Genomic DNA, 20,552 nt, shown 5'->3' on the forward strand with positions numbered 1-20,552 from the left:
TTTGATGTATTCAATTTTAGCTAAAGAAATGTTATAATGAAGTAATTGTAAAAAATAGAATTGGATTATAAAATATGGCATTTGAAAACTTAACTGAACGCTTACAAAACGTTTTTAAAAATCTACGTGGAAAGAAAAAAATTACTGAGACAGACGTCACAGAAATTACAAAAGAAATCCGAGTTGCTCTCCTTGAAGCCGACGTTGCTCTCCCAGTTGTCAAGAAATTTATTAAGGCAATCCGTGAACGAGCTGTCGGTGTTGAAGTATCAGAAGCATTAAACCCAGCTCAACAAGTAATTAAAATTGTTGATGAAGAATTAACAGCTATTTTGGGTGATGGCGAAGCTGAATTACTGAAATCTCCTAAAATTCCAACAATTATCATGATGGTCGGGTTGCAAGGGGCAGGTAAAACAACCTTTGCGGGTAAACTTGCCAAAAAACTCAAAGAAGAGCAAAATGCTCGGCCTTTGATGATTGCAGCCGACGTTTATCGTCCAGCAGCGATTGACCAATTAAAAACCTTAGGTGAACAGCTTGAAATTCCTGTCTATGATGAAGGAACTGCTGAAAAACCAGTTAATATTGTTCGTAATGGTCTTTTAAAAGCTCAAGAAGAACGTAAAGACTATGTTTTGATTGATACTGCAGGTCGTCTTGAAATTGACGACACTCTAATGAACGAATTGCAAGAGATTAAAGCACTTGCTGAACCAACTGAAATTTTGCTTGTTGTTGATGCAATGACTGGTCAAGTTGCAGCACAAGTTGCCAAGACTTTTGATGAAAAATTGGACATTACAGGTGTGATTATCACTAAACTTGATGGTGATACACGTGGTGGTGCGGCATTATCAATCCGTGAAATTACAGGAAAACCAATTAAATTTACAGGGACTGGTGAAAAATTAACAGACCTTGAAGTTTTCTATCCTGATCGAATGAGTTCGCGAATTCTTGGAATGGGTGATATGCTCACCTTGATTGAGAAAGCTCAAGCAAATTATGATGAAGAACAATCAGCAAAACTCGCTGAAAAAATGGCTGAAAACCGTTTTGATTATGAGGACTTTGTTGAACAACTTGATCAAGTGACAAATATGGGACCAATGGAAGATATTATGAAAATGATTCCAGGAATGTCACAAATGCCTGGTTTAGATAAGGTTAAAGTTGATCCTAAGGATGTTGCCAGAAAACGAGCAATGGTCTTGTCAATGACACCGGCAGAACGTCATTTAGAGGCTGAACTGTCACCAGCCCGTCGTCGTCGGATTGCCGCAGGTTCTGGAAATTCATTTATTGAAGTAAATAAATTCATTAAGCAATTCAATCAGTCCAAAGAAATGATGCAAGGAATCATGAATGGTGATATGAATGCTATGATGCAAAAAATGATGGGTGGAGCCGGTGGACAAATGCCGAATATGCCTGCAGGTTCTGGAATGCCCGATATGTCATCTTTGGGTGATTTACAAGGGATGATGGGCAATGGTTCAGCAAATGGGATGCCCGATATGAGTTCTATGTTTGGTGGTGGTTTAAAAGGTAAAGCAACTGAGTTTGCTATGAAACAAGCCATGAAACGTGCTCAAAAGAAAATGAAAAAAGGTAAGAAAAAACGCTAAATAAAAAAACAGGAAAACTCCTGTTTTTTTATTTAACCGCTTTTTCTCTTTGAGTATATTCAGATTTAAGAATCCCCATAAAGTAGCTATCATGATATCTGCCGCCAGCAAAGAATTGTTCCTTAATCGTTCCTTCAATTTTGAAACCTAACTTTTTATAGATATGAACAGCAGGAGCATTATCAATATCTACCCATAAATAAACTTTATGCATATTTAGAGTATTGAAAGCATAGTCAACACCCGTTTTTAACGCTTTTTGAGCGTAGCCTTTTCCAGAAAAACCAGAAATGATAATGATTTGAATTTCACAGGTACGATGAATGTAATCAATAGACATAAGTTCCACAATTCCAATAAAAGTATCATTGGCTTCAATTACAAAGCGACGTTCAGTATTATCATGGATATGTTTATCATAAAGACTGGTTAACTCGTCTAGTGATTCATAAGGTTCTTCAAACCATAGCCGCATTGTTTCAGCTTTATTATTGATGACATGAATATTTTTTAAATCTGTTCGTTCCAATGCTCTGATTTTCATTGTTGGTTCATTTGTTAATGTAGTCATTATTCTACTCCTTGATGATATATCTTTATAAAATAAAAAGCCTTGTTATTTAATTATAACAAGACTTAAATTTTTAAGCGACTATTTGAAAATCCCAAAACCGCCGTCCCAAGAAATTTTTTCAGAAGCAGCTAAAGTAATTTGTAGAAAACCAATAGCTTCTAGTTCGCGAGCCCTTTTTAGTGAACCAGCGTCTAATAGACTCAAACCACTATTTTCAAGAGATTTAATAATGGTCTCTTTTGCTTCCTGACTATCACTAGCAAGTAAAACGGTTGTTTGATGTTCATTTGCCACTTTTTTTGTTGCCAATGTATCGGAAAAAGTCGTATTAAAAGCCTTAACAATCATTGAATTTGGGAGTTGTTTAGCAATGAGAGCCGCGGCTGAAGTATCCGAAGGCACTAATAGACTATCAAATGTTGTGAAATCAACGGGATTTGTAATATCGATAATTATTTTTCCTTGTAAATCAGTCGAATATTCTTGGATGATTCCAGCAATTGCGACATAGGGAACAGCTAAAACAACAATTTCACCCAATTCTGTTTTAGATGAGTTTGATAAGATATAGTTGACTTTATTACCAGATGAACTAAAATTATCACCGATTGCTTTTCCCATTTTTCCTTTACCAAAAATACTAATTGTTGCCATAGTCTTCCTCCTCTAAGATTGATATTGTTATTAATTTGATTATATCATTGAAAAAATGAAATCTATAGCAATATACCTTGCAAAAATCAAGTGATTAATAAATTTTTATTGACAGTTAGTTAATATTTATGTGATAATGGTTAGATATAATCTTTTAGGGAGTGAGGGGAATATGAATTCGGAATTAACTTTTAAACAAGGCTTGAAAGATACAATGCCGACAGTTTTTGGATATATTGGGATAGGAATTGCGTTTGGGATGATAGGGCACAGCGAGGGGTTTAGCGTTTGGGTAATTTTATTACTCTCATTGATTGTTTACGCTGGTTCAGCACAATTTATCATGGTTAGTATGCTAGCAACTCATAGTCCTATTATGTCAATAGTATTAAGTGTATTTTTAGTTAATTCACGAATTATTTTAATGAGCATGACGACGGCTTCATATTTTAAAAATGAAAGTTTACTGAAAAATATTTTACTTGGGACATTATTGACCGATGAAAGTTTTGCTTTAGGAATGAATAAACAAAATTATACTGAGGGTAAACTGAATTTTTCTTGGTTTAATGCATCAAATTTACTAGCCTATTTAGTTTGGGCATTAGCCAGTGCTATTGGAGCTCTATTAGGGAATTTACTAGCAAATCCAGAAAAATTAGGTTTGGGATTCGCAGTTATCGCAATGTTTATTGGCTTACTTTATTTGCAACTTATTAGTGATAAAACTTTGGGTTTAATGCTACAGTTAGTCATGGTTGGAATTACCTTGGTTCTATTTTATTTTGGTTTGATATTTTTGCCAAGCAACTTGTTAGTTTTATTTGTTACTTTGATTGCTTGTGCTTTAGGTGTGGGGGTAAAACGTGTCTTCTTTTGAATTTATATCATTAACAATTATTGGATGCGCTATTGTAACTTGGATTTCAAGAGTTCTACCTTTTATTTTATTAAAAAAAATGAGTTTGCCTCAAATAGTTGTGGAATATTTAAGTTTTGTACCGGTAGTTATTATGTCAGCCTTATGGATTTCAAATCTTTTTATTCAACATTTAGGTCATTTACCATCGGTTAACTGGAATAATTTACTTGCTTCAATTCCAACGGTTTTAGCAGCTATTTTGACAAAAAACTTATTAGTTATTGTGCTTGTGGGAGTATTTTCACTAGCCTTCATTCAAATTATTTTTTAATAATTCATGAGAATCTATAGTTTATAGATTCTTTTTTTATCTTTTAATGAGAATAATATTTTGTTAGAATAAGATAAGATGTCAAAGTTTTTTTACAAAATTTTGACATCTGAAAAGGAGATTAGAATGATTCAACTGGATATAAATGCTAAACTTTATGATTTAGCAACAGAACACCCTGAAATTATTGAGTTAATGGATAGTTTGGGTTTTCATGAGATAAAAATGCCTGGAATGCTACAGACTGCTGGAAGGATGGCGACAATTCCAATGGGAGCAAAAATGAAACATATTGATTGGGATAAAATTGTTATTGCTTTTGCTGAGGCTGGCTTTGAGTTTTCAAATCAGAAGGTGGAAGAATAATGACAAATATGAATAAATCGACTACAATTGAGCGCCAAAAAAGAATTGTTGAAATATTGACACTCTTACACGAAGGGGGGACGTTTGAGGACGCCAAAAAAATTTTTAATGAAGAATTTGATGGTGTAGATGTTTCGGAAATAACTGGTGCTGAAAAGGCATTGATCCAAGGGGGGCTCAATCCATCTGAAATTCAAAAATTATGCAATATTCATGCAGCTGTCTTTAAAGGGGCTATTACAGATATTCATAAATCATCTTTAGAAGAAAATACTCCAGGACATCCTATTCATACAATGAAACTTGAAAATCAAGTGATTACATCGCTATTAAATGACGAAATTCGGTGGGTTTTTTCAAAGATTGAAAAAGGAGATTGGTCTTATAAAGAACGTTTACTTGTAGCGGTTATTGATTTGTATAATATTGACAAACATTATGCTAGAAAAGAAACTTTAATTTTTTCTTTTATGGAACAATATGGAATCACAGCGCCACCAAAAGTTATGTGGGGTGTAGATGATAGTGTTCGTGAGATGATTAAAGAAGTAATTGTTTATTTAAAAACAGATAAAACAGCTTTGAACCCATTACGTGAAATGCTAGAAAATTTACTGACAGAAATTGAAGAAATGATTTTTAAAGAAGAAGCAATTATGATTCCAATGTGCTTGGATGTCTTTTCTTTAAAAGATTGGGAACAAATAGAGGAGGATTCTAAAGAGATTGGCTATGCATTCATTGCAGAACCTTTAAAATGGAAAGCTTCTAAAGAGTCAATTGAAAAGGAAAAAGAGCATGAACCTCAAAGATTGGCGGCGATTGAATCTGCTAAAGCAATGACAGAGGCTATTGCTAAGGAATCTGGTTTAGAAGTAAGCAAACCTAAAAGAGTTAAGCGGCAATATGATTGGGAAAAAGTTACAAGTGAGGGAGCGGTTGTTTTGCCAACTGGCATGTTACACCTCAATGAGTTGACGGCTTTGTTTAATGTTTTACCAGTTGATCTAAGTTTTGTTGATCAAGAAGATATCGTTCGCTTTTTCTCGGGAGGAGAACGAATTTTTCCACGAGCTAAATCTGTAATTGGTCGACGTGTTATTGATTGCCACCCGCCAAAATCAATGGCGGTAGTAGAAAAAATCCTAGAAGATTTTAAATCTGGAACACGCGATCAAGCTGATTTTTGGATTGATTTACATCGTTTTAATAAGAAAATTTATATCCGATATTTTGCAATGCGTGATGAAGAAACAGGAGAATATCTGGGCTGTTTAGAAGTTTCGCAGGATATTACATCCATTCAAAATTTGGTGGGAGAGAAACGATTAGATGGTCATGAAAAAACAACTTCTGAATATGAAAATCAAGTGGCTAAATCAATAAAAAAGTCTACTGACGGAGCTGTCAGAGGGGAAATGCCTGATTTTGTTAAGAAGATGTTAGCTGAAAAAGAGAGAAAAAATAGCTAGTGGGGTATGGAAAATAAAAAGTGCTCAAAAGCACTTTTTTTATAAAATTCTAGTTGTAGAATAAAATAATAAAAAGTAGAAATTTAATCATTTTACTCTCGTATTTGTTGAAATATCTTGCTATAATAAATGATTATGACAAGAAAAAATATTTTGAGTGTTAAACGAATTGTAGTTAAGATTGGAACGAGTTCGTTGATTTTGCCAAATGGAAAAATAAATTTATCAAATATTGACGAGCTGGCTTTTGTTTTATCTGATTTGAATAATAAAGGTTATGAAGTGATCTTGGTGACTTCTGGAGCGATTGGTGTCGGTTTGAATGTGCTTGGTATGGATAAACGTCCCAAGGGAATTGCTGACCAGCAGGCTTTGGCTTCAATCGGTCAGGTTGAATTGATGAGTCTTTATACGCAAATGTTTCGTCGTTATTCGCAAAAAGTTTCTCAGTTACTTTTGACACGTGATGTGACTGATTTTCCAACGAGTCGTGATAATGCTGAAAATGCACTAAATGCATTACTTGGGCTTGGAATTATTCCAATTATTAATGAAAATGATGCTATTGCGGTTGATGAAATGGATCATCAAACAAAATTTGGTGATAATGATAAATTGGGAGCGATTGTTTCTAAATTGGTGAATGCTGATTTATTGATTATGCTGTCAGATATTGATGGACTTTTTGATAAAAATCCAACAATTTATGATGATGCGAAAATTTTTAATGAAATTCATGAAATTACTGATGAATTACGTCAAATGGCTGGTGGTGCCGGTTCGCGTTTTGGAACTGGCGGGATGACTTCAAAATTGGCGGCTGCACAGATTTTATTTGAAAATGGTCAAGAAATGGTTCTGACCAATGGCGAACGGATTCGAGAGATTAAAGAAATTATCGAAGGACGTGAGATTGGGACTTATTTTCATCAAAAATCTTGAGAAAGAAGGATAAAACGATGATTGAAGAACTTGGATTAAAGGTTAAAAAGGCGAGCAAAGAAGTAGCAAAGCTATCAACTGCCGACAAAAATGTTTTTTTGCAAAATTTAGCTGACAGCCTTATCGAAAATACTGACAGAATTATTTCTGAGAATGAAAAAGATTTGGCTAAGGCTCTGGAACATGGAATTTCTGAGATTATGGTTGACCGTTTGCGTCTAAATGCGCAAAGAATTTCTGATATGGCAACAGGGTTGAGACAAGTTGCAGAACTTCCTGACCCAATTGGGCAAGTATTGCAAGGTTTCACTAATCTTGATGGACTTAAGATTTTGCAAAAAAGAGTGCCACTTGGCACTGTTGGAATGATTTTTGAAAGTCGTCCAAATGTGACTATCGATGCTTTTTCTCTTTGTTTTAAAACAGGAAATTCTGTTTTGTTACGCGGTGGGTCTGATGCGATTTATTCTAATATGGTTTTAGTTGAAATTATTAAGGAAAATTTGTTGTCAGCAAAAATTACTGACGGAGCAGTTGAATTGTTATCTGACACAAGTCATGCTGAAGCAGAAAAAATGATGCAGGCGGATGAATTTTTAGATGTTCTGATTCCGCGAGGGTCAGCGCGATTGATTAACCGTGTCAAAGAAAAAGCAACGGTTCCTGTCATTGAAACTGGGGTAGGTAATTGTACAATTTTTGTTGATGAATCTGCTGATTTAGAAATGGCGACAAAAATTGTGATAAATGCCAAAACACAGCGTCCTAGTGTTTGCAATGCAGCCGAAAGTTTAGTGGTTCACGCAAAAATTGCTGACGAATTTTTACCAAAGTTGGAAAATGAAATCAATAAAGTTCATGAAATTGAATTTCGTGCTGACGAGCGTGCGCTGAAAGTTCTGTCAGCTGGAATTCCTGCAACTGACGATGATTTTGGGACAGAATTTTTAGATTATATTCTGTCAGTAAAAACGATTGATAATTTGGATGAAGCAATTGAGCACATTAATGCTTATTCAAGTCGTCATTCAGAAAGCATTGTCACTCATGATTATTTCAATGCGCAAAAATTTCAAGATGAAATTGATGCGGCAGCCGTTTATGTTAATGCGTCTACAAGATTTACTGACGGTTTTGTATTTGGCTTAGGTGCTGAAATTGGCATTTCAACTCAAAAACTTCACGCCAGAGGACCAATGGGTTTAGAAGCTCTAACTTCAACTAAATATTTGATTGATGGCACAGGACAAATTCGTTAAAAATAATAAAAGACTCGGCTTATAAAAAGTCGGGTCTTTTAATTCATCAGTAATTTTATAAATTGACAAGTTCTGTCAGTAATTAAATTTCATATTGAACATGTTTTTTATGTTCGTCAGTAGTTTCATCAAGTTCAATGGCTGAGCGACAAACTTTCTCACTTTCTAAAAGCTTACGAACAGCGATTTTTGCATCTGAGAAATCTTGATTTTCGGGAATCACAATGTGAATCATTGCAGCATTTTGCTCACCGTCAATTGACCAAATGATAAGTTGTGTAACAGCAAGTACTTCAGGAAGTTGTTCAAGGGCTCTTAGAAGATTTTTGTAATCAATATCTTCGGGGACTGATTCAAGAAGAATACGTAAAGTTCCCCAGAATTTTGGAATGGCTTTGGATAAGATGAACAAAGCAATTAGAATAGAAAGAAGTGGGTCGAGCCAGTACCATTTTACAAAATGAAGGACGATTGAAACAATGAGGACTCCCAGCCAACCTAAAACGTCTTCGAGCGCGTGAAGATTTAAAATACTTTCATTTCGTGAGGAACCACGAGCCAAAAGCCATGCACCAAAACCATTGGCGACAATTGCAAAAATAGCCAAACCAAGCATACCTGTTGCTTCTACAGGTTGAGGGTTGAAAAATCTAGGAACGGCTTCGAAAAGCACAATGAAACTCCCCGTAATTAAAATGACACTTGTGAGTGAGGCGCCGAGTAAACTAAAACGTTGATAACCAAAAGAGAAGTGTTTGTCTTCTTGTTTTTTAGAGAATTTTTGGAAAAACCAGGCTAAACCGATAGCAACGGCATCTCCTGTGTCATGGACGGCATCAGATAAAATAGCCGTAGAATTAAAGAGCACCCCAAAAATAAATTCTAAAATCGCAAAGAAGAGGTTTAAAGCAAAAACGATTGTGACGTTTTGTGAGACAAGTTTATCTAGATGATTATGGTCATGCTCGCTTTTTATTTGTTTATTTTTAAGGCTCATGATTTCCTCCCTCTTGTTCATCCAAATGTTCTGCAACATCTTTCAAAAGATGTAAAATATGGCGGTCATAGATACTGTAAGTGACCGTTTTTCCAATTTTTTCATTCGTTAAAATCCGTGCATTTTTTAAAAGTTTTAGTTGTTGACTGACAAGAGATTGAGAAAGTTGTGTTTTTTCAACAATCTCATTTACGGTTAGGTTATCAGTGGCTAGGCTGGAAATAATTTTTAAACGTCCGTCGTTAGAGAAAAGTTTAAAAAATTCAGCAATATCTTTTTCGTTAATCATATTATTATATTATAATGCTATAATATATTTGTCAAGCTTTCTTTAAATATTTTATTTTAAGTTATTTTTGTTATGATAAACTGAAAGGAGAAGTTTTGCAAGATTTTATCCAATATATTTATTCTGCCTTTGAAAGAATCGCAGACTTTAGTGACCAGCAAAAAATAATTTTATTAGGCTTGATTTGTGGGCTTTTAATAGCTATCTTTCTTTATCCCTTATTAAGAATTTTAGTGACGCTTTTACATGAATTTGGCCATGCTCTGGCGGCGAAAATTACTTTTGGTAAAGTTTATAGAATTCATCTTAATCATGATAGTTCCGGCCTCACCCAAACAAGTGGTGGTGGGAGAAGCTTCTTTGTTTTATTGATGGGCTATCCAATGCCCTTGCTTTTTGGCTGTCTCTTTAGCTGGTTTTTGATTATTAATCATCCAGAATTCATTCTTATAAGTCTGTTGATAGTCAGCCTTTCTGTTCTAATCGTCGTTAAAAATTGGTATGGCTTTTTGATTTGTTTGCTAGGAATTTTAATGACAGGGGCTTTGCTTTACTTTGGTCAAATTCAGATTTTTAATTTTATTGGTGGAGCCTTAATTGGCTTTCTGATTTTAGGGGCATTCATTGACCTTAAAGTAATTTTTCATAAAAATGAAGAACTTTCTGATGCAGATTTACTCCATGAGAAATTCCAAATAATCCCTGCTTTTGTTTGGAAATTAATTTTTCTTTTAATGATGTCATCTTGTCTATTTTTGATTATAATCACTTTCAAGACTTTATTCTCTAAATAAAAAATAATTTTTGACAAGTGGCGAGAACTTTGCTATAATCTATCTAACCTTTAAGATTGTCCAGAGAGGCAGGCAAGGTCAGAAATTAATAATGTAATAATATGATGGATACTGTCCATTTTCTGATACCTACCTGCATTCTCTTTTGAGTGCAGGTTTTTTGTATGTTAATGGACAACTTAGAAATGGAAGCTAAATCGCTAAATGAAAGATTTGTTAGTTTACTGACCAATTGATCATCAAGAATGAAAGGAGCCACAATGGCTAGAAAAGAAATTATTGACGAAATCACAATGAAACGTGCAATTACACGTATCACTTACGAGATTATTGAACGTAATAAAGAGCTGGACAAATTGGTTTTGATTGGGATTAAAACACGTGGTGTTTATTTAGCAAAAAGAATCCAAGAACGTTTGCAACAATTAGAAGGTTTGGAAATTCCTTTTGGTGAGTTGGATACACGTCCATTCCGTGATGACAAACAAGCTCAAGAAGACACGACAGAAATTGACATCGATATTACAGGAAAAGATGTCATTCTTGTCGATGATGTGCTCTACACAGGTCGGACAATCCGTGCGGCAATTGATGGAATTGTAAAACTCGGTCGTCCAGCTCGTGTTCAATTGGCTGTATTAGTTGACCGTGGACATCGTGAATTGCCAATTCGTGCAGACTACGTTGGGAAAAATATTCCAACAGGTCGTGATGAAGAAATCATTGTTCAAATGTCTGAACACGATGGCAATGACAGTATTTTAATTAAACGAGAAGATTAAAAAATTTCTGTCAGTAATTTAAAGTAAAAAATATGCTGTCAGTTACTGACGAAAGAATTAACAAATATTCAACTTAGAGTTTTAGGAGAAAAAAGTGCACGATAATGATATTATCTTAAAAGTTGATGAGAAACCAGCTGCAAGTCAGTGGTTTGGTCTCTCATTTCAACATTTGTTTGCCATGTTTGGCTCAACGGTTTTGGTGCCAATTTTAGTTGGGATTAACCCAGCCATTGCCCTCTTGAGTTCTGGACTTGGTACACTTGCACACATGAGTGTTACAAAATTTAAAGTGCCAGCTTACATGGGTTCAAGCTTTGCCTATATTGGTGCGATGACTTTACTGATGAAAAATGGTGGAATGCCAGCCATTGCTCAAGGGGCAATGACCGGTGGATTGGTTTATCTGATTGTCGCTTTAATTGTAAAATTTGCAGGTAAAGGCTGGATTGACAAAGTTTTACCGCCAATCGTCGTTGGGCCAATCGTTATGGTCATTGGATTATCACTTGCTCCAACAGCAATTAATGATGCCATGTACACGGACGTTGCAAATCTAAAAGGATACAGTTTAGCTTATATCATTATTGCCCTCATCACTGTGCTATCTATTGTCATTTACAGTATCTATGGCAAAGGATTTCTGTCAGTTGTTCCAATTTTACTTGGAATCATCACAGGTTATGTTGCAGCAATGATTATTGGTAAGATTACAGGGATGAACATTGTTTCATTCACTGGAATTTCACATGCTAAATGGCTAACCATTCCGCCAATGGAAATTCCATTTGCCAATTACAAGTGGGCCTTCTATCCGTCAGCAATTTTGACAATGGCACCGATTGCTTTTGTCACAATGACTGAGCATTTTGGCCACATTATGGTTTTGAATTCATTAACTAAAAAAGATTACTTTAAAGAACCAGGATTAGAAAAAACATTAACTGGTGACGGTCTAGCTCAAATCATCGCCGGATTTATTGGTGCACCGCCGGTGACCTCTTACGGTGAAAATATTGGAGTTATGGCAATTACAAAAATTCATTCGATTTATGTTATTGCTGGAGCTGCCGTTCTTGCTATCGTTGTCTCATTCATTGGGAAAATTACAGCACTCTTGCAATCAATTCCAGCACCCGTCATCGGGGGAGCATCAATTGCCCTTTTTGGAGTAATTGCAGCTTCTGGTTTGAAAATTTTAGTTGAAAATAAAGTTAATTTTGATATCAAACGAAACTTACTAATCAGCTCAGTTGTCCTTGTTATCGGGATTGGTGGAATGATTATTAATATCACTCAAAATTTACAAATTTCATCAGTAGCCATTGCAACAATTCTCGGAATTGTTTTAAACCTTGTCTTGCCAAAAGATCCTAGCGAAATTTAAAAGACTCAAAATTACTGACAGAACCGTCAGCAATAAAAAAAGTGAACTTATAACTGATAGAAATCCTGATAAGATTTCCATCAGTAGATAAAAATTTTGTCAGTTTACTGACAAAACAATCAAATATATTGTCAATAAAACTGTTGTGACAGAGAGCACACAGTCAGGGTAAAGGAGACCTCATGTCAGTAAAAAATGGATTAGTTCAACTCGAAAACCTCACAAGTATGGAAAAATTGAGTGTTGATGAAGTCATGGGACTTATCAAAAGAGCCTCAGCTTTCAAAGCAGGAACAGCAGAATTTGATTTAGAAAAACAAACTTTTGCTTCAAATCTTTTCTTTGAAAATTCTACAAGAACGCACCATAGTTTCCATATTGCTGAGCGTAAATTAGGCTTAGATGTTCTTGAATTTGATGCGCAAGCAAGCTCAATTAGTAAAGGAGAAACTCTTTACGATACCGTCTTAACACTTGATGCACTTGGCGTTGATATCTGTGTTATACGTTCAGGAGTAGAACATTACTATGAAGAATTAGTGAATTCAGATAATATTCATTGTGCGATTGTTAACGGTGGAGATGGTTCAGGGCAACATCCAAGTCAATGTTTACTTGACTTGATGACCATTTATGAAGAATTTGGCAAATTTGAAGGTTTAAAAATCGCAATTTCCGGAGATTTAACCCATTCACGTGTCGCCAAATCTAATATGATGATGCTCCAAAAATTAGGAGCTAGACTTTACTTTACAGGCCCAGCAGCATGGTATAGTGAAGAATTTGATGATTACGGTCATTATGCCAACCTAGACCGAATTTTGCCAGAACTTGACGTTCATATGCTCTTACGCGTTCAACACGAACGTCATGATAGTGGCGAAAGCTTTTCTAAAGAAGGCTACCATCATCATTTTGGACTGACAGAAGAACGAGCAAAAATGTTGAAACCAACAGCCATTATCATGCACCCAGCTCCAGTCAATCGGGATGTTGAAATTGCTGACAGCCTTGTGGAAAGCCCACAAAGTCGGATTGTCCAACAAATGAGCAATGGTGTTTATACGCGAATGGCAATTCTTGAAGCAATTCTTGCTGGAAAAAAAGCTAAATAATTCAAAGCGCTGACAACAAGAAAAAATAATTGCTAAAGCAAAATTCAAAGGAAATATTTATTATGAGCAAAAGACTTTTAATTTTAGAAGACGGAACCATTTTTGAGGGAGAATCCCTTGGGGCAAACTTGGATGTTACAGGTGAACTTGTCTTTAATACAGGAATGACAGGCTATCAAGAATCAATCACTGATCAATCATATAACGGACAAATTTTGACTTTCACTTATCCAATTGTTGGAAATTATGGCGTCAACCGAGATGATTATGAATCAATTCATCCGACCTGTAAAGCCGTAGTTGTTCATGAAGCAGCGCGCCGTCCTTCGAACTGGCGGATGCAAATGTCTTTTGATGAATTTTTAAAAGCAAAAAATATTCCTGGAATTACAGGTGTGGATACTCGAGCGATTACTAAAATTGTTCGAGAACACGGCACTATGAAGGCCTCACTTGTTCAAGCAAGAGATGAAGTAGAGCATCAAATGAGCCAACTTCAAGCGACAGTATTACCAACAAATCAAGTTGAAACAAGTAGTACGACGACCGCTTATCCATCACCAAATACAGGCAGAAAAGTTGTCGTTGTTGACTTTGGCTTGAAACATAGTATCTTACGTGAACTTTCAAAACGGGAATGTAATCTCACCGTTGTCCCATACAACACCTGTGCTAAAGAAATTTTGGAAATGGAACCTGATGGTGTCATGTTGACTAATGGCCCTGGTGACCCAACAGATGTACCAGAAGCAATTGAAATGATTAAAGAAATTCAAGGTAAAATTCCAATTTTCGGTATTTGCTTAGGTCATCAATTATTTAGTCTTGCAAATGGAGCAAAAACCTACAAAATGAAATTTGGACACCGTGGATTTAACCATGCCGTTCGTGAAATTGCAACAGGACGAATTGACTTCACCTCACAAAATCATGGATATGCCGTTTCATCAGAAAACTTACCTGAAGACCTAATGATTACCCATGTTGAAATCAATGACGACTCAGTTGAAGGAGTGCGTCACAAACACTTCCCAGCTTTTTCAGTCCAATTTCACCCAGACGCAGCTCCTGGACCTCACGATGCCAGCTATCTTTTTGATGATTTCATGGATCTCATGGATAACTTCAAAAAATAGGATATTGATATAAATATCTTTGAGTGTGTGACAGTATACTGCTCGTTAGATAATAAAAAACTCAGAACTACTGAGTTTTTTTATTATCTATTTTTGTATAAGATTGTTACTGCTGAACTTACTATTATGATTCCGATTAGTACAAAACTAAGATCCGTATTGCTATTAACACCAGTTTCTGGTAATGTTTTTATATTTCCTTCTTCTGAAACTTTTGTGATCTTGTTATCCAAGACAATAGAATCTTTTGAAATATTCAATGTATTTTTATTTATAGAGGGAGCAGGTTCAGGATTTGGAGTGGGTTCGGGATTTGGAGTGGGTTCAGGGTCTGGAGTAGGATCAGGATCTGGAGTAGGGTCTGGATCTGGATCTGGATCGGGCTTAGGTGCCTCATTAATCTGAATCATATTTGTTATTGAATAGGGAGTTACATGCCGATCATTTTCAGGAAGTGCATCTGTAACGTTAAGTTGAAATGTCTGGCTTCCAGAACTAATATTAGAAGTATCTATCATAATATCAAAGGTACCCGTATGGGAATTATTATCAATAGTAATATTTGAAATAACTACATAGTCAAGGTTAGAGTTCACAATTATGTCTTGAGTTGTAAGGGAGTCACCACCATAATAACCGAAGGTAGCCCTCCCAGTGATAATGTCGCCTTGTGTTACTTCAACAATTCCAGAGTCAAGTCCCATATTGAAAAATTCAATCGTTGAAATACCATACCATTCTTGTTCGGCTTTTGCAGAAATATCCGATGAGGGAGTATCAAGTTGGTCCGCCATTGAAGGTGAAGGTAAAGTAGTGAATAGTATACATGTTAAAAAAGTACATGTAGATAATGCAATAATTGATTTTTTCATTTTTAAAACTCCTGTAAGATATAAAATACATTTTAACACATTATTTCAATAATTAAAAAGACAATTTTACAAAAGTGTCTATTATTTTACTAAAAATACTTTGAGGTTATTGAAAATATAGTCTTAAATTAGAGAAGTTCAGTTATAGGGAACTTGTATTAGTTGTTAATGATTCTTATTTTCTCCGAAGCCGAAGACTCAAAAAAGTATAAGTTATTAATTATTTTTTATTATTCATTTAAGAAATAAGTTCTATAATAAATCTATTCCAAAAAATAAACTTTTTCATAAATACTCCTAAAGCGCCTACTAACCTAGGCGTTTTTTTTATCCTCTCGCTTACAAGTTTTATTACTTCAGAAAGTGAATAAAATGTTTTTAGAGGCATTATCAAGCATACAAAGTAATTTTAGAAGTTGAGGTTCAAAGTAATAATCAAAATATTAAAAATAAAAAGGCATAGTGATAGGTTTTTTCTAAGTTAGTTTCTATCGAGAAGAAGATGTTCTTCACTTATTTACTGGTAAAATAATCAAATTTTTTTACCAATTTTTGTTTATAAACTTTAAATTTCAACTAATCTATTGATTACGCATTTCTATAATTATATGTAGCATGCACTTAGAAAAAGTGAATTCTTTTTGTAAGTTTAAAAAATACGCAATATGTTATAATCTAGAGATATGAAAATAAAAAAAATAGTATTTTCACTTATTATTCTTATAATATGTACTGTTATAGGAGTCTTTTACTACGCTTTTAATGTTGAACCTTACCGTTTAGTAGTCAATGAGCATCAAGTGAATAATACAAATTCTAAAGAAAATTTGAAAATTGTTCAGTTATCCGATTTACATATTAAAAAAGATTTTAATGCTGATCGATTAGATAAAGTGATTCAAAAAACAAATGAACAAAATCCTGATTTTATTATTTTCTCGGGAGATTTATATGATAATTATTCACAATACAATGAAAATGAAGCTGTTATTTCTAAGTTAAAAAGTCTGAAAGCAAAATATGGAAAAATTGCAATTTGGGGCAATCGAGATTATGGTGGGGGAGCTGTCAGAGAATATGCAAATATTATGGCTGAATCTGATTTCTCTCTTTTAAGAAATGAAAATCAAGTTTTTACTTTGGATAATGGTAAGAAAATTTCATTCACAGGTTTGGATGATGCTTTGTTAGGGAATCCACAGTTTCCCTCGCCAAATCAAATGGCTGAAACGAGTTATGATATATTATTGACTCATGAGCCAGATGAAGTTAGCCAATATCAAAATAAGGGTTATGAATTAATTCTTTCTGGTCATAGCCATGGCGGTCAAATAAACATCCCACTCATTCCTCAAATTCAACAAAAAGCTACGGCATTGATGAGCCATGCAAATAACTACACTGGTGGGCTTTATCAGTTAGGGGTAAATGAAAGACTTTATGTTAATACCGGGATAGGAACGACTCATTTATCAGCCAGATTTGGTGTAGCTCCTGAAATTGTCGTTTTAACTTTTTAGATATCTAGATTACTAAATGAAATCGCTTGACATTTTAGGTGACCTATTATAGAGTTTAAATAGAATTCATTTGATTAAATAGCATAAGGCTAGGCTAAAATGGAGGATTTGGATGCAAGAAAAAAAGGTTTATTTGCTGCTTGGTATTATATCAGCAGTGGGTGCTTGGAATATCGCTAATGGAACTCAGGTGAAAGCAAGTTCGAAAAGCCCAGTTTATCGACTTTATAACCCTAATAGTGGGGAACATTTTTATACCACAAATTTTTATGAAGGAAATTCTCTTAAAAATGTGGGTTGGCGTGACGAGGGGATTGGTTGGCAAGCAGCAAATTCTGGTGAACCAGTTTATCGGCTTTATAATCCCAATGCTAAAGGTGGGGATCATTATTATACCTTGAGTAAATATGAAGCGCAAACTTTGGTCAATCTAGGTTGGCGTTGGGACAATAATGCAAATCCAGTCTTTTATTCAGCAGGAACAGGCAATCTTTATGTTTCTTATAATCTAATGTAATTGGAAAATAGATTTCTTTAAAAAATCAGCTAATCAAATTACTTGAGGGCATCCTTTTATCAAGGTATAATAGATATATCTTTATTTCAGATATTAATTGTTACTTCTAGAACTCATCGGTTGAACAATCGGAAATCAACAATTAATATCTGATTCAAATAGGGAAAAGATAATTCTCCTTCGGGAGGATTTTTTAATAAATAAATTTTCTATTCTAAGTATGAAAGGGGAGGATATGAGACTTTGGCATGAATCTTTAATCAAAAAGCTTCCAAGACAGCAACTTTTGGGACAGCATCGTGAATGTTGTGCCCTTCGAGGAAAAGGCTGGGGGAAACCACATTCAACAGTAAATTATGTTTTTAATTATTCGCCCTATAAACTTTTTCAATATCATTTACAAGTCATGACTGAAATGAGAAAAAGAGGCTATCATCCGGATGAAAAATGGTTAAATCCTTTATATCGGGGACAAACTTCTAAAGTATATTTAGAACTAGAAGAAGTGGTTCAAACCTTCCCGATCTATCCTGAACATAATAATGCTTATCTTGAAGACTGTAAAGAAAATTTGAGAGAAAAGGGAATAATAATCTAGAAAATAAAAGAGGATTTCCTTTGAAAAGGCTAAAATGATATGATAAAATCATGAGTATAAAATGAGAAAGAGAGTGACTCATGATTATCGATTTAGGAAATGTCTGGGATGCCTTGAGTGCGATTGGAACTATAGCTGTAGTTATTGTTTCGCTTTATTTGGCAAGAAGAGACTATCGAAAAAAATTAGAAGTTGATTATTGGATTTCTTATAAAATATTCTCTGGAGAAAAAATATCCTTGTGGTCTATTGATCTTGTAAATATTGGTTCCGTTCCCCTAAAGATTTATGAAGTCGGTCTTTATCAAAAAAGTTGGTTAAGAAAAAGGCGGAAAAAAATAATATTTATGATGCCTAGAGATTTCGAGTACGAAAGTGCCAAACTACCAATTTTACTTAATCCGCAAGAAGATGCAACTTATTTCATAGCTAAAAATGAGTGGATAACTAAAATAAAAGAACTCGGAATTAATCAACGTAAGATTGGACTTTATGCTAGAGATACTACCGGAAAATATTATTATAGAAAATTTTTATTGGAGTAAATTTACTTTTTTTAAGAATTGAAAAGTTTGTAAAGTTTTTTTCTTGACAAAAGAAAATTTTAACTTGAAATTTATCTATAAATTTGATAGAATGTTTAAGTATTCGTACAACTTTGGTCTGGCAAACAGTCCAAGGCAGAAAGGAAATTCTAACGATGAAACAAAATATCCATCCAAATTACCAACCAGTAGTCTTCATGGACACTACAACTGGTTTCAAATTTTTGACTGGTTCAACTAAAGGTTCTAAAGAAACTGTTGAATGGGAAGACGGAAACACTTATCCATTGATCCGTGTTGAAATCTCTTCAGATTCACATCCATTCTATACAGGTCGTCAAAAATTCCAAGCAGCGGACGGACGTATCGCTCGTTTCGAAAAGAAATACGGCAAACAATAATAGAAATGGTCATTCGACCATTTTTATTTTTACCTGTAAAAGTTGTCATTTGACAGCTTTTTATTATGAAAAAATATAGAAATAAGATAAAATAAAGAAAAATAATTAAATTGTGGGAGAATATTAAAAGATGAAATGGTCTTTAAATGAATTAACGAAAAAAAAACAGATTAGTTTCAATGAAAAATTAGATCTACGCGAAGAGTTGCTCAAACGTTCACAAGAAATTTTGGATTGTCAACCAATTGAGGTTAAAGGTGAAATTGCTTATGATGATTTATTCTATTTAGATTATCAAATTAAAACAGTATTGACATTGCCTTCGTCAAGAAGTTTAAAACCAGTCGAGTATCCTATTGATCTTCTTGTCAATGAAATTTTTGCGACTGAAGAGATTTTGAGAGGGAATCAAGAATTATTAGACAATGATTTGATTATTGTTTTGGATAAAGATTTAATCAGTTTAGATGAATCAATCACTGATAATCTTTTATTGGAAATTCCTTTGCAAATTTTTGCTGAAGATGAAGAGGCAGAAGAGTTGCCGGCTGGTAAATTCTGGTCTGTTTTGAGTGAAGAAGATTATGCCAAACAACAAGAAGAAAAATTGGAAGAACAGAAATCTCCTTTTGATGGTTTAAATGGATTATTTGATTAGATAGCTCTCATTTTCAAAGGATTTCAGCCTTAAAGCATAAGAAAGCGAAAACAATTTAAAAAAAGCGTCAAATAGTTTGTACATAAATTAAATTTATCTTATAATAGTATTATAAGAAATCGAATTATACAGTTTTTTTAACAAAGGAGAATGATATGACTTCAAAGAAAATTTTGATTATTGAGGATGAAAAGAATTTAGCGCGATTCGTCTCATTAGAATTGGAGCATGAGGGCTATGCGACTGAGATTAAAGATAATGGTCGATCTGGTCTTGAAGAAGCAACTTCAAAAGATTATGATTTAATCTTGCTTGATTTAATGCTTCCTGAACTTGACGGTTTTGAGGTAGCTCGTCGTTTACGAAAAGAAAAAGATACACCAATTATTATGATGACGGCACGTGATTCAACGATGGACCGAGTTGCTGGTCTTGATATTGGGGCTGATGATTATATCACTAAACCTTTTGCCATAGAGGAACTTTTGGCGCGTGTTCGTGCTTTCTTCCGTCGTGAAGAGCATGGTCATGCCGTTGAACGTGCTGAAAATACTTCTTTCCGTGATCTTGTGATTGACAAAACGAATCGCACCGTTCATCGTGGTAAAAAAGTAATTGATTTAACACGTCGTGAGTATGACCTCCTTTTGACATTGATGCAAAATGTTGGCGATGTTGTGACTCGTGAACATTTAGTTTCACAAGTTTGGGGATATGAAGAAGGAACAGAAACAAATGTTGTGGATGTTTATATTCGTTATCTTAGAAATAAAATTGATGTTGAGGGTCAAGATAGCTATATTCAAACTGTTCGTGGCTTAGGTTATGTAATGCGTGAACGCAAATAAAA

General features: G+C 34.4%; 23 protein-coding genes and 1 pseudogene. 19 read left to right on the plus strand and 5 right to left on the minus strand.

Annotation, left to right across the window (positions count from 1 at the left end; translation table 11 throughout):
* The first annotated feature begins 74 nt into the window (after window positions 1–74).
* Window positions 75–1,631 (plus strand): signal recognition particle protein, encoded by a 1,557-nt coding sequence (gene ffh, locus AB6B24_RS01745; RefSeq protein WP_311805670.1) that lies wholly within the window; start codon window positions 75–77, stop codon window positions 1,629–1,631.
* Window positions 1,632–1,659: 28 nt separating this feature from the next.
* Here ffh and AB6B24_RS01750 read toward each other — a convergent pair whose 3' ends face one another.
* Both AB6B24_RS01750 and AB6B24_RS01755 read right to left on the minus strand, forming a co-directional pair.
* A complete protein-coding gene (locus tag AB6B24_RS01750; RefSeq protein WP_058204849.1) occupies window positions 1,660–2,202 on the minus strand; it encodes a GNAT family N-acetyltransferase in 543 nt (180 codons plus the stop codon).
* Between the two features lie 81 nt (window positions 2,203–2,283).
* Window positions 2,284–2,859 (minus strand): NADPH-dependent F420 reductase, encoded by a 576-nt coding sequence (locus tag AB6B24_RS01755; protein WP_017864820.1) that lies wholly within the window; start codon window positions 2,857–2,859, stop codon window positions 2,284–2,286.
* Between the two features lie 172 nt (window positions 2,860–3,031).
* On the opposite strand from AB6B24_RS01755, the gene AB6B24_RS01760 reads away from it, so the two are divergent.
* The 6 genes from AB6B24_RS01760 to AB6B24_RS01785 all read left to right on the plus strand — a co-directional run bounded on the left by AB6B24_RS01760 (window position 3,032) and on the right by AB6B24_RS01785 (window position 8,091).
* Window positions 3,032–3,739, plus strand: a complete 708-nt coding sequence (locus AB6B24_RS01760) for an AzlC family ABC transporter permease (protein ID WP_010906060.1) — start codon at window positions 3,032–3,034, stop codon at window positions 3,737–3,739.
* Window positions 3,726–4,052: an AzlD domain-containing protein gene (locus AB6B24_RS01765; protein ID WP_010906059.1), complete on the plus strand. Its 327-nt coding sequence runs from the start codon at window positions 3,726–3,728 to the stop codon at window positions 4,050–4,052. The genes AB6B24_RS01760 and AB6B24_RS01765 overlap by 14 nt, the downstream gene beginning before the upstream one ends.
* Before the next feature lie 126 nt (window positions 4,053–4,178).
* Window positions 4,179–4,418 (plus strand): DUF1858 domain-containing protein, encoded by a 240-nt coding sequence (locus tag AB6B24_RS01770; RefSeq protein WP_047205906.1) that lies wholly within the window; start codon window positions 4,179–4,181, stop codon window positions 4,416–4,418.
* Entirely contained in the window at window positions 4,418–5,890 is a 1,473-nt protein-coding gene (locus AB6B24_RS01775) for a DUF438 domain-containing protein (RefSeq protein WP_311805672.1), read from the plus strand. Before AB6B24_RS01770 ends, AB6B24_RS01775 begins: the two co-directional genes overlap by 1 nt.
* Window positions 5,891–6,025: 135 nt before the next feature.
* Window positions 6,026–6,832 carry a glutamate 5-kinase gene (gene proB / locus AB6B24_RS01780; RefSeq protein WP_021462633.1) on the plus strand — a complete coding sequence of 269 codons (807 nt, stop codon included), beginning with the start codon at window positions 6,026–6,028 and terminating at the stop codon, window positions 6,830–6,832.
* A 17-nt stretch (window positions 6,833–6,849) separates the two neighbouring features.
* On the plus strand, window positions 6,850–8,091 hold the full coding sequence (locus AB6B24_RS01785) for a glutamate-5-semialdehyde dehydrogenase (protein WP_369164060.1): 1,242 nt from the start codon (window positions 6,850–6,852) through the stop codon (window positions 8,089–8,091).
* Window positions 8,092–8,173: 82 nt separating this feature from the next.
* Here AB6B24_RS01785 and AB6B24_RS01790 read toward each other — a convergent pair whose 3' ends face one another.
* Both AB6B24_RS01790 and AB6B24_RS01795 read right to left on the minus strand, forming a co-directional pair.
* Window positions 8,174–9,088, minus strand: a complete 915-nt coding sequence (locus AB6B24_RS01790) for a cation diffusion facilitator family transporter (RefSeq protein WP_058207897.1) — start codon at window positions 9,086–9,088, stop codon at window positions 8,174–8,176.
* On the minus strand, window positions 9,078–9,377 hold the full coding sequence (locus AB6B24_RS01795) for a helix-turn-helix transcriptional regulator (protein WP_003129394.1): 300 nt from the start codon (window positions 9,375–9,377) through the stop codon (window positions 9,078–9,080). The genes AB6B24_RS01790 and AB6B24_RS01795 overlap by 11 nt, the downstream gene beginning before the upstream one ends.
* A gap of 95 nt (window positions 9,378–9,472) precedes the next feature.
* Here AB6B24_RS01795 and AB6B24_RS01800 point away from each other — a divergent pair, with 95 nt between their 5' ends.
* The 5 genes from AB6B24_RS01800 (at window position 9,473) to AB6B24_RS01820 (ending at window position 14,591) form a co-directional block, all read left to right on the plus strand.
* Window positions 9,473–10,171, plus strand: coding sequence for a M50 family metallopeptidase (locus tag AB6B24_RS01800; protein ID WP_047205913.1), 699 nt, complete (start codon window positions 9,473–9,475; stop codon window positions 10,169–10,171).
* 260 nt (window positions 10,172–10,431) lie between these two features.
* Window positions 10,432–10,953 carry a bifunctional pyr operon transcriptional regulator/uracil phosphoribosyltransferase PyrR gene (pyrR, locus tag AB6B24_RS01805; RefSeq protein WP_010906054.1) on the plus strand — a complete coding sequence of 174 codons (522 nt, stop codon included), beginning with the start codon at window positions 10,432–10,434 and terminating at the stop codon, window positions 10,951–10,953.
* Between the two features lie 94 nt (window positions 10,954–11,047).
* On the plus strand, window positions 11,048–12,340 hold the full coding sequence (locus AB6B24_RS01810; protein ID WP_010906053.1) for a uracil-xanthine permease family protein: 1,293 nt from the start codon (window positions 11,048–11,050) through the stop codon (window positions 12,338–12,340).
* Window positions 12,341–12,522: 182 nt separating this feature from the next.
* Complete coding sequence (locus tag AB6B24_RS01815; RefSeq protein WP_012898214.1) at window positions 12,523–13,455, plus strand: aspartate carbamoyltransferase catalytic subunit; 933 nt, start codon at window positions 12,523–12,525, stop codon at window positions 13,453–13,455.
* Window positions 13,456–13,517: 62 nt separating this feature from the next.
* Window positions 13,518–14,591, plus strand: coding sequence for a carbamoyl phosphate synthase small subunit (locus AB6B24_RS01820; protein ID WP_047205915.1), 1,074 nt, complete (start codon window positions 13,518–13,520; stop codon window positions 14,589–14,591).
* Between the two features lie 83 nt (window positions 14,592–14,674).
* Here the strand turns inward: AB6B24_RS01820 and AB6B24_RS01825 are convergent, their stop codons facing one another.
* Window positions 14,675–15,463 carry an LPXTG cell wall anchor domain-containing protein gene (locus AB6B24_RS01825; RefSeq protein ID WP_311803072.1) on the minus strand — a complete coding sequence of 263 codons (789 nt, stop codon included), beginning with the start codon at window positions 15,461–15,463 and terminating at the stop codon, window positions 14,675–14,677.
* Between the two features lie 683 nt (window positions 15,464–16,146).
* Here AB6B24_RS01825 and AB6B24_RS01830 point away from each other — a divergent pair.
* The 7 genes and pseudogenes from AB6B24_RS01830 to AB6B24_RS01860 all read left to right on the plus strand — a co-directional run bounded on the left by AB6B24_RS01830 (window position 16,147) and on the right by AB6B24_RS01860 (window position 20,550).
* Window positions 16,147–16,983 (plus strand): metallophosphoesterase, encoded by an 837-nt coding sequence (locus tag AB6B24_RS01830; RefSeq protein ID WP_369164063.1) that lies wholly within the window; start codon window positions 16,147–16,149, stop codon window positions 16,981–16,983.
* A 112-nt stretch (window positions 16,984–17,095) separates the two neighbouring features.
* Window positions 17,096–17,491: pseudogene (locus AB6B24_RS01835) on the plus strand (hypothetical protein); the annotation flags it as partial.
* 244 nt (window positions 17,492–17,735) lie between these two features.
* Entirely contained in the window at window positions 17,736–18,098 is a 363-nt protein-coding gene (locus AB6B24_RS01840) for a TIGR02328 family protein (protein WP_047205918.1), read from the plus strand.
* 80 nt (window positions 18,099–18,178) lie between these two features.
* Window positions 18,179–18,643 (plus strand): hypothetical protein, encoded by a 465-nt coding sequence (locus AB6B24_RS01845; protein ID WP_311803074.1) that lies wholly within the window; start codon window positions 18,179–18,181, stop codon window positions 18,641–18,643.
* Between the two features lie 155 nt (window positions 18,644–18,798).
* Window positions 18,799–19,044: a type B 50S ribosomal protein L31 gene (locus AB6B24_RS01850; protein ID WP_003130760.1), complete on the plus strand. Its 246-nt coding sequence runs from the start codon at window positions 18,799–18,801 to the stop codon at window positions 19,042–19,044.
* Window positions 19,045–19,174: 130 nt separating this feature from the next.
* On the plus strand, window positions 19,175–19,702 hold the full coding sequence (locus AB6B24_RS01855) for a DUF177 domain-containing protein (RefSeq protein WP_311803075.1): 528 nt from the start codon (window positions 19,175–19,177) through the stop codon (window positions 19,700–19,702).
* A 155-nt stretch (window positions 19,703–19,857) separates the two neighbouring features.
* A complete protein-coding gene (locus AB6B24_RS01860; RefSeq protein WP_003130756.1) occupies window positions 19,858–20,550 on the plus strand; it encodes a response regulator transcription factor in 693 nt (230 codons plus the stop codon).
* Window positions 20,551–20,552: the final 2 nt, after the last annotated feature.

It is taken from the genome of Lactococcus sp. AK05 (assembly GCF_041026685.1).
GTDB classification, from domain to species: domain Bacteria; phylum Bacillota; class Bacilli; order Lactobacillales; family Streptococcaceae; genus Lactococcus; species Lactococcus lactis.

Coding starts and splice junctions, on each gene's coding strand:
- ffh (WP_311805670.1), top strand. CDS start 75: ATGGCATTTGAAAACTTAACTGAACGCTTACAAAACGTTTTTAAAAAT.
- AB6B24_RS01750 (WP_058204849.1), bottom strand. CDS start 2,202: ATGACTACATTAACAAATGAACCAACAATGAAAATCAGAGCATTGGAA.
- AB6B24_RS01755 (WP_017864820.1), bottom strand. CDS start 2,859: ATGGCAACAATTAGTATTTTTGGTAAAGGAAAAATGGGAAAAGCAATC.
- AB6B24_RS01760 (WP_010906060.1), top strand. CDS start 3,032: ATGAATTCGGAATTAACTTTTAAACAAGGCTTGAAAGATACAATGCCG.
- AB6B24_RS01770 (WP_047205906.1), top strand. CDS start 4,179: ATGATTCAACTGGATATAAATGCTAAACTTTATGATTTAGCAACAGAA.
- AB6B24_RS01775 (WP_311805672.1), top strand. CDS start 4,418: ATGACAAATATGAATAAATCGACTACAATTGAGCGCCAAAAAAGAATT.
- proB (WP_021462633.1), top strand. CDS start 6,026: ATGACAAGAAAAAATATTTTGAGTGTTAAACGAATTGTAGTTAAGATT.
- AB6B24_RS01785 (WP_369164060.1), top strand. CDS start 6,850: ATGATTGAAGAACTTGGATTAAAGGTTAAAAAGGCGAGCAAAGAAGTA.
- AB6B24_RS01790 (WP_058207897.1), bottom strand. CDS start 9,088: ATGAGCCTTAAAAATAAACAAATAAAAAGCGAGCATGACCATAATCAT.
- AB6B24_RS01795 (WP_003129394.1), bottom strand. CDS start 9,377: ATGATTAACGAAAAAGATATTGCTGAATTTTTTAAACTTTTCTCTAAC.
- pyrR (WP_010906054.1), top strand. CDS start 10,432: ATGGCTAGAAAAGAAATTATTGACGAAATCACAATGAAACGTGCAATT.
- AB6B24_RS01815 (WP_012898214.1), top strand. CDS start 12,523: ATGTCAGTAAAAAATGGATTAGTTCAACTCGAAAACCTCACAAGTATG.
- AB6B24_RS01820 (WP_047205915.1), top strand. CDS start 13,518: ATGAGCAAAAGACTTTTAATTTTAGAAGACGGAACCATTTTTGAGGGA.
- AB6B24_RS01825 (WP_311803072.1), bottom strand. CDS start 15,463: ATGAAAAAATCAATTATTGCATTATCTACATGTACTTTTTTAACATGT.
- AB6B24_RS01830 (WP_369164063.1), top strand. CDS start 16,147: ATGAAAATAAAAAAAATAGTATTTTCACTTATTATTCTTATAATATGT.
- AB6B24_RS01840 (WP_047205918.1), top strand. CDS start 17,736: ATGAGACTTTGGCATGAATCTTTAATCAAAAAGCTTCCAAGACAGCAA.
- AB6B24_RS01845 (WP_311803074.1), top strand. CDS start 18,179: ATGATTATCGATTTAGGAAATGTCTGGGATGCCTTGAGTGCGATTGGA.
- AB6B24_RS01850 (WP_003130760.1), top strand. CDS start 18,799: ATGAAACAAAATATCCATCCAAATTACCAACCAGTAGTCTTCATGGAC.
- AB6B24_RS01855 (WP_311803075.1), top strand. CDS start 19,175: ATGAAATGGTCTTTAAATGAATTAACGAAAAAAAAACAGATTAGTTTC.
- AB6B24_RS01860 (WP_003130756.1), top strand. CDS start 19,858: ATGACTTCAAAGAAAATTTTGATTATTGAGGATGAAAAGAATTTAGCG.